This window comes from Streptomyces sp. PA03-6a (genome assembly GCF_033792765.1).
GTDB lineage: Bacteria > Actinomycetota > Actinomycetes > Streptomycetales > Streptomycetaceae > Actinacidiphila.
Genome location: NZ_JARAVK010000356.1, coordinates 1 through 7,269, shown reverse-complemented (window position 1 = coordinate 7,269; position 7,269 = coordinate 1). Strand labels below are relative to the sequence as shown.

Below are 7,269 nucleotides of genomic sequence, written 5' to 3'. Positions count from 1 at the left end.
TTTGGTTTTTTTTTTTTTTTTGAATCTGAAATATGTCATACGGTTGTTGGGGTGGTCTGTGGCGCTGGAGATGGGGAAGTGGGTCCGGCCCGCAGTGGCGGCTGGAGCCCGGGGCCTGGGCCCCGGGCTCCAGCCGCAGCTTGAAGCTCTTCTCCGGCGTCCCCTCCAGCGCGTCGGCCGTGTACTGGGCCCAGATCTGCGTGGGGTAGCCGCCGCCGTTGACCCGGGGCAGTCCCGTGACGTTGTAGAGCTTCTTCTGGGCGCCGGTCTGGGAGTCCTGGCCCATCACGGCGACGACGGTGGCCAGGTCCGGGGTGTAGCCGGCGAACCAGGCGGCCCTGTCCTCCTCCGCCGTGCCGGTCTTGCCCGCGGCGGGCCGGCCCGCGGCCTGCGCCGCGGTGGCGGTGCCGCCCCGGACCACCGAACGCAGGATGGAGGTCGTGGTGTCGGCGGCCTCGCGGTGGACGGCCTGCGTGGGCCGGCGCGTGGGCAGCTGGACGTCGTGCCCGTTCTTGGTGATCTTCACCACCATGGTGTACGGGACGTAGCGGCCGTGGTTGGCGAGCGTCGCGTAGGTCTGCGCCATGTCCAGCGGGCTCGCCGTCATCGTGCCGAGCGCCATCGCCGGGGTGGTCACCAGCTTCACCTTCTCCGGCATGCCCAGCGCCCGCACCGTGTCGTTGACCTTGCCCGGGCCGACGTCCTGCGCCATCTGGGCGTAGACCGAGTTCACGGACTTGTCCATGGCATTGGTGACGGTGATCGGCCCGTAGGAGACGCCGTCCTCGTTCCCCGGGGCGTAGCCGGTGGGGCCGTCCGGCCCGATGACCTCGCGCTTGTTCCGGCCGTCGTACACGGTGTACGGGGTGATGCGCCGGCCGCTCTGGGTGGTGGAGTCGTTCTGGACGGCGGAGGCGAAGATGAACGGCTTGAAGGTGGAGCCCACCTGGTAGTCGGCGCGGGTCGCGTTGTTGACGAACTGCTTGGTGTAGTCGACGCCGCCGTACATCGCGACGACCTTGCCCGTGGCCGGGTCGATGGACGCGCCGCCGACCCGCACGAACTTGTCCACCGGGTGCTTCTTCGGGTCGAGCTTGTCCAGGAGTTGCTCCTCGGCCGCCTTGACGAAGGCCTTCTCCTTCTTGCGGTCGATGGTGGTGGTGATGCGGTAACCGCCGGAGCGCAGCGTCTCCTCGTCCAGGATCCCGGCCCCGTACAGGTAGTCCTTGACGGCCTCGACCAGGTAGCCGCGCTGACCGGACATCCCGGTGGCGGCCTTGGCCTTCTGCGGGGTCGGGAACTTCAGCCCGGCGCGCTCGCCCTCGCTCAGCCAGCCCTCCTTGACCATGCCGTCCAGCACGTAGTCCCAGCGCGCCTGAGCCTTGGCCTTGTTCTCCGGGTGGGCCACGATGTCGTACTCGCTGGGCGCGTTGAGCAGGGTCGCCAGGTACGCGCCCTCGGCGGCGTCGAGTTCGTCGGCGTCCTTGCCGAAGTAGGCCTGGGCGGCGGCCTGGATGCCGTAGGCGTTGCGGCCGTAGTAGCTGGTGTTGAGGTAGCCCTCGAGGATCTCCTCCTTGGTCTTCTCGCGGTCCAGCTTGATCGCGATGAAGAACTCCTTGGCCTTGCGGACCGCCGTCTGTTCCTGGTTGAGGTAGTAGTTCTTGACGTACTGCTGGGTGATGGTCGAACCGGACTGCTTGCCCTTGCCGGTGACGGTGTTCCACGCCGCGCGCAGCATCGCCTTCGGACTGATCGCGGACTCGTGGTAGAAGTTGCGGTCCTCGGCGGCCAGCGTGGCGTGCTGGGCGACCTCGGACACCTGGTCCAGGCCCACGTTCTCGCGGTTGACCGCACCGTCCCGGGCGAGCTGGGTGCCGTCGGAGTACAGGTAGACGTTGCTCTGCGCGACCGCACCCGCGTTCGCCTTGGGGATGTCGACCAGCTGGTAGCCGATGATGAACGCCCCCGCGCACGCCAGCACGACCAACAGGAACGCGCCGAGCACCGCGCGCCAGCTCGGGATCAGTCTGCGGGCACCGGTGCGCTTCGGCTTCTTGCCGGAAGGCCGGTTCTCCCAGCCGCCGGGGGAAGCGTTGCTGCTGCTCATGTCTGTACTGACTCCTCCGCGGCCGCCGAGGGTTGTGCCGCCGGCGGAACATCTTGGGTCAATCGTGCCGTACGACCCGCCGGACACTCTCCCACCATCGGGACAAATGGAGTCATCGCGGCGCATCCGTGACAAGCCTGTGACAGGCCGAAAGCGTGACGCCCACCACCCCGGCGGGTGAAACTCCGCGGCACCCGGCGGTCACCACGAGCAAGGCCGGGCGCTTGCGCGCGAACGGGTGGAGCCGTTCCCCGCACCGGGAGGAGGGACCACGCACCGGTACGCGACCGTGGCGGCGAGCGGCCTCCGGCGCCACGCCACCTACCGGGTGGCCCCCGCGGCCGGCGTCCTCACCGACACACCGCCTTCGGCTCCATCACCGCATACACCTACCGCGCCCTCCGGCACGAACGCCCCCACCAGGGGGGCTACGACCGGTCCATGACGTTGACGTACGTCCGCACCGGCCAGGCACTGTTCGCGAGGTCCGCCCTCACCTGCCCCGCCCCACCGCGGCGCGGCCGGTCAGCGCAGCGAGGCCAGCGCGGCGCGCACGCGCTCCACGGCGCCCGTCGTGGTCGACGCGTGGGCCGACAGCCGGACGGAGTCCGCCCGCACCGAAGGGGTGACCCCGTGCGCGTGCAGCGCCTTGGCGATCCGCTCCGGGTCCACGTCGGGCAGCGCGAAGGACACGATGCCCGCCCGCTCGGCGCGGGCCACCGGGGACAGCACCTTCCCGCCGGCCGAGCGGACCACGTCGATCAGCTCGTCGACCCGGCGCGCGACGTGCGCCTCGACGGCGGCCACCCCCACGCCCTCGACCAGCTCCAGCGCCGCAGCGAAGGCCGCGGCCGTCACCGGGCTCAGATTGGTGATGCTCCAGCGCAGCGCGTCCGGCGCGACCGGGTGCTCGGTGTCGTCGAAGACGGCGACGTCCTCGACCCCGGTCCACCCCGTCAGCGTGGGCTCAAGCCGCTCCAGGGCCCGGTCCGACAGCGCCGCGAACCCGGTCGCCCAGCTGGCCCGCAGCCACTTCTGGCCGCCCGCCACAACCACGTCCGCCGCCTGCCACGGCTGCTCGACGACGCCGAACGCCTGCATCGCGTCCACCACGAGCAGCCGGTCGCCGATCACCTCGCGCAGCGCCGCGAGGTCGGCCCGGTAGCCGGTGCGGAAGTCCACGGCGCTGATCGAGACCGCCACCACGTCGTCCGTCAGCGCCTCGCGCACCGCGTCCGGGGTCGGCGCGCCGTCCAGCCAGCGCGGCACCGCCCGGCCGAGGGCGGCCGTGCGCCGCCACGGGTAGTGGTTGGCCGGGAAGTCGGCCGAGGGCACCAGGACGGCGCCGCCGGGCACGCCGAAGGCGGCGTGGAAGATCCCGATGGAGGCGTTGGGCAGCAGCGCCACGTGCCCGGTGTCCGTACCCGCCAGCCGGGCCGCCGCGGCCCGGGCGCGCGGCTCGGCCCGCATCAGGTCGTTGACGGTGGTGTGGTCGGCCTCGGCGGAGGCCGCCAGCGCGGCCGCCGTGGCGTCGAGGACGTCCCGCGAGGGCGGACCGTAGCGGGCGAAGTCCAGGTAGCCCTCGGGCTCGCTGAAGTGCTCCGCGTAGCCGGGCAGACCGCCCGCGTGCTCCGTCATGGGTGTCGCCGTCCGTCCGTACTCGTCACACCTTGGCCGCCGCGCCGCCCTTGAGCAGCGACAACTCCACAGTTTCCGCCATGCGCAGGTAGCCGGCGTCACTGGGGTGCAGATGGTCGCCGGAGTCGTAGGCGGGCAGCAGCGCGGAGGGACGGTCGGGGTCGCGCAGCGCCCGGTCGAAGTCGATCACCTCGTCGAAGACCGTGCCCGCCCGGATCGCGGCGTTCACCTGCTGCCGCACCGCCTCGGTGTGCGTGTTGGAGCCGGGGTGGCCACCGCACGGGGTCAGCGTCGCACCCAGCACCCGCAGCCCGCGCTCATGACCGCGCGCCACGATCTCCCGCAGCCCGGAGAGGATCTCCTCCGCGCCGGTCCGCTGCGGCGGTCGCATGACGTCGTTGATGCCCAGCTCGACGACGAGCGTGCGGACGCCGGTCTGGGAGAGCGCGTCGCGGTCGAGGCGGCTCAGGCCGCTGGGATTGCCGCCGTTCTCGCCGTCGCGCAGCACCCGGTTGCCGCTGATCCCCTGGTTGAGGACGCCCAGCCGCAGCCCCCGGTCTCCGGAGCCGCGCAGCCGCGTCGCAAGGCGGTCCGGCCAGCGGTGGTTCGCGCCGGAGGTGGAGGTGATGCCGTCGGTGATCGAGTCGCCGAACAGCACCACCGACCCGGCCGCCTGCCGCGTGAAGACGTCGACCCCCGTGACGTAGCGCCAGTACGGGGTCAAGGTGGTGTACCCGGAACCGTCGGTCCGCGCGGTGCGCTCACCGGCCGCCATGAACGAGGTCTGCTGCGCCCGCGGGTGGTACGTCACCGGGCCAGAGGCCTTCGGCGTGTACGTCGTGACGAGCAGGTCCGCCGCGTGTGGCACGGCCAGTTGGACGGGATCGCTGACGACCTCGCCCCCCGCGGGGATCCGCACCGACGTCCGCCCGCCGAAGGTCAGCGGCCGCATCGTGCCGTCCGCCGCGGCAGGCGACCCCGGGTCCGCCGCGACGGCGACCGTCGACCGGCCGATCAGCAGCGGCGACCGGCCGAAGAGGTTGGAGAGGTGGACGCGCGCCGAGGTGCCGCCGACACTGGTGTGCACGACGTTGCGGATCGACCACCCGGCGTAGCCGTCAGGCCTGTTCGGCTCGCCCCCGACGGGAGACGTCGACCAGGTGCCCACCCACGCACCCGACGCCGCGGGCGCGGCCTGGTTGGGGACACCCGGGAGTCCGGCCCCCACCGTGTCCTGCCCGGAGCGGCCGGAGCCGTCGGCACGGCTGACGGTGACGAAGATCGCGGCGGAGATGACCGCGACCAGCGCGACAATTCCGGCGAGCAGTGCATAACCCGTCGATCTGGCCATGCGGTGCTTCACTCCTGGGATCAAAGGGCGGGAAACCGGCGCGATCCGCTGCCGCCATGATCCCATGGAGACGTCGGGCCTGCCCGTCTGCATTGTCGGACGCCGGGAACTCGTTGTTCGTTCCACTCGAAGAGTGTGGTGTGGACGATACGCGGAAGGAGTGGATACGACGGATGGAAACGGCCCCGGTGACCGGATCGGACCAAGACCCGACTCCGGCGTTCTCATACAGCCCCGCCGACGAGGGCCGGCGGCGGGGCGTACGACGCATGAAGGTGATCGCCACCGGCCTGCTGCTGGTGGCCACCGCGGTCTACGCGCTGGCCAAGTGGGCCGAGTCGGCGGGAGCCGGCGGATGGTCCGGCTACGTCGCGGCCGCCGCCGAGGCCGGCATGGTCGGTGCCCTCGCCGACTGGTTCGCGGTGACCGCGCTCTTCCGCAGGCCGCTCGGCCTGCCCATCCCGCACACCGCGATCATCCCCACCAAGAAGGACGCGCTCGGCCGCACCCTCGGCGACTTCGTCGGTGAGAACTTCCTGTCCCCGCAGGTCGTCCGCACCCGGCTGCGCAAGGTCGGCATCGCACGGCGGCTCGGCGCCTGGCTGGAGCACCCCGAACACGCCGACCGCGTCACCGAGCAGGGCGCCGCGGCGCTGCGCGGCGCCCTCACCGTGCTGCGCGACTCCGACGTCCAGGCGGTGGTCGGCGAGGCCATCACCCGCCGCGCCGATGCCCAGGAGATCGCCCCGGGGATAGGGAAGATGCTGGAGCGCGTCGTCGCCGACGGCGGGCACCGGCGGGTGGTCGACCTGGTCTGCGTCCGGGCCCACGACTGGCTGGTCGAGCACTCCGACTCGGTGATGCACGCCGTCCAGGAGGGCGCCCCCGGCTGGACACCGCGCTTCGTGGACCGCCGGGTCGGTGAACGCGTCTACAAGGAACTCGTGCGCTTCACCGCCGAGATGCGGGACATGCCCGAGCACCCTGCCCGCGGCGCCATCGACCGTTTCCTGGCCGACTTCGCCTTCGAGCTGCAGTCCGACCCGGACACCCGGGCCCGCGTCGAACGGCTCAAGAAGGACCTGATCGCCCGCAACGAGGTCCAGGACCTCATCGAGTCCGCGTGGGGCTCGGTCCGCGGCATGATCGTCGCCGCCGCCGAGGACGAGCGCAGCGAGCTGCGGCTGCGCGCCCGGGCCTCACTGCTGTCGCTGGGTGCGCGGATGACCGAGGACCCCCGGCTGACCGCCAAGATCGACGGCTGGCTGGAGGACGCCGCCACGTACGTGGTCACCACCTACCGCGACGAGATCACCGCACTGATCACCGACACCATCGCCGGCTGGGACCCCGAGCAGACCACCCGCAAGATCGAGGCCAACGTCGGGCGCGACCTGCAGTTCATCCGGATCAACGGCACCGTCGTGGGCGCCCTGGCGGGCCTGGCCATCTACAGCGTGTCCCGGCTCCTGGCCGGGTGACGGGGCCCGCGGGCGGGGCAGCGGGCAGGGCCGCGACCCTGGGAATCTGACGCGGCGTCATCTACGGTGCCCGCATGCCCACCCGCGCCCACGCCCCGCTGCGCTGGCAGGGACGCGCGCTGTGGGGCGCCGGCGAAGCCGCCCTCACCCTCGGCGCCGTCCTCCTGCTGCTCGTCGCCCATCAACTGTGGTGGACCAACCTGCGGGCGCAATCCGCCGCCGCCCACCGGGTGACCGCCCTGGAACGGCAGTGGGACGACGCCCACACCTCCGATACATCGGAGGAATCCACCGCCTCCGTCGCCGCCGGCACCGCACCCACAAGCCGCTCCCTGAGCAACGGCACCGCCACCCGCACCGGCAACACCACCGCCGGCCCGCGCCCCTCCCAGGCCTACGCCGTCCTCCGCATCCCCCGCATCGGCGTCACCGCCCCCATCGCCGAAGGCATCAGCCGCGCCAAGGTCCTCAACCACGGATACGCCGGCCACTACCCGCACACCGCCGGGCCCGGACAGCCCGGCAACTTCGCCCTCGCCGGCCACCGCAACACCCACGGCGAACCCTTCCGCCGCATCGACCGGCTCCGCCCCGGCGACACCCTCCTCGTCGAGACCGCCACCACCCGCTACACCTACGTCGTCCAGCAGACCGTCCCCCGCACCACCCCCTCCGACGGCAGCGTCATCGCC

At 71.9% G+C, this 7,269-nt stretch carries 5 protein-coding genes and 1 pseudogene; 3 read left to right on the top strand and 3 right to left on the bottom strand.

The window, feature by feature from the left end; all coding sequences use genetic code 11:
- A partial coding sequence (locus tag PV350_RS42765; protein ID WP_500338782.1) for a transglycosylase domain-containing protein occupies positions 1-2,107 on the bottom strand: 2,107 nt, incomplete at its 3' end.
- 238 nt (positions 2,108-2,345) lie between these two features.
- On the opposite strand from PV350_RS42765, the pseudogene PV350_RS42760 reads away from it, so the two are divergent.
- Positions 2,346-2,590, top strand: a pseudogene (locus tag PV350_RS42760) (hypothetical protein); the annotation flags it as partial.
- A gap of 42 nt (positions 2,591-2,632) precedes the next feature.
- Here the strand turns inward: PV350_RS42760 and PV350_RS42755 are convergent.
- Both PV350_RS42755 and PV350_RS42750 read right to left on the bottom strand, forming a co-directional pair.
- Positions 2,633-3,745, bottom strand: a complete 1,113-nt coding sequence (locus PV350_RS42755; RefSeq protein WP_499512063.1) for an aminotransferase class V-fold PLP-dependent enzyme — start codon at positions 3,743-3,745, stop codon at positions 2,633-2,635.
- Positions 3,746-3,770: 25 nt separating this feature from the next.
- On the bottom strand, positions 3,771-5,096 hold the full coding sequence (locus PV350_RS42750; protein WP_500338781.1) for an SGNH/GDSL hydrolase family protein: 1,326 nt from the start codon (positions 5,094-5,096) through the stop codon (positions 3,771-3,773).
- 173 nt (positions 5,097-5,269) lie between these two features.
- Between PV350_RS42750 and PV350_RS42745 the strand changes: the two genes are divergently transcribed.
- A complete protein-coding gene (locus PV350_RS42745; protein WP_499512065.1) occupies positions 5,270-6,577 on the top strand; it encodes a DUF445 domain-containing protein in 1,308 nt (435 codons plus the stop codon).
- A gap of 74 nt (positions 6,578-6,651) precedes the next feature.
- A partial coding sequence (locus tag PV350_RS42740) for a class E sortase (protein WP_500338780.1) occupies positions 6,652-7,269 on the top strand: 618 nt, incomplete at its 3' end.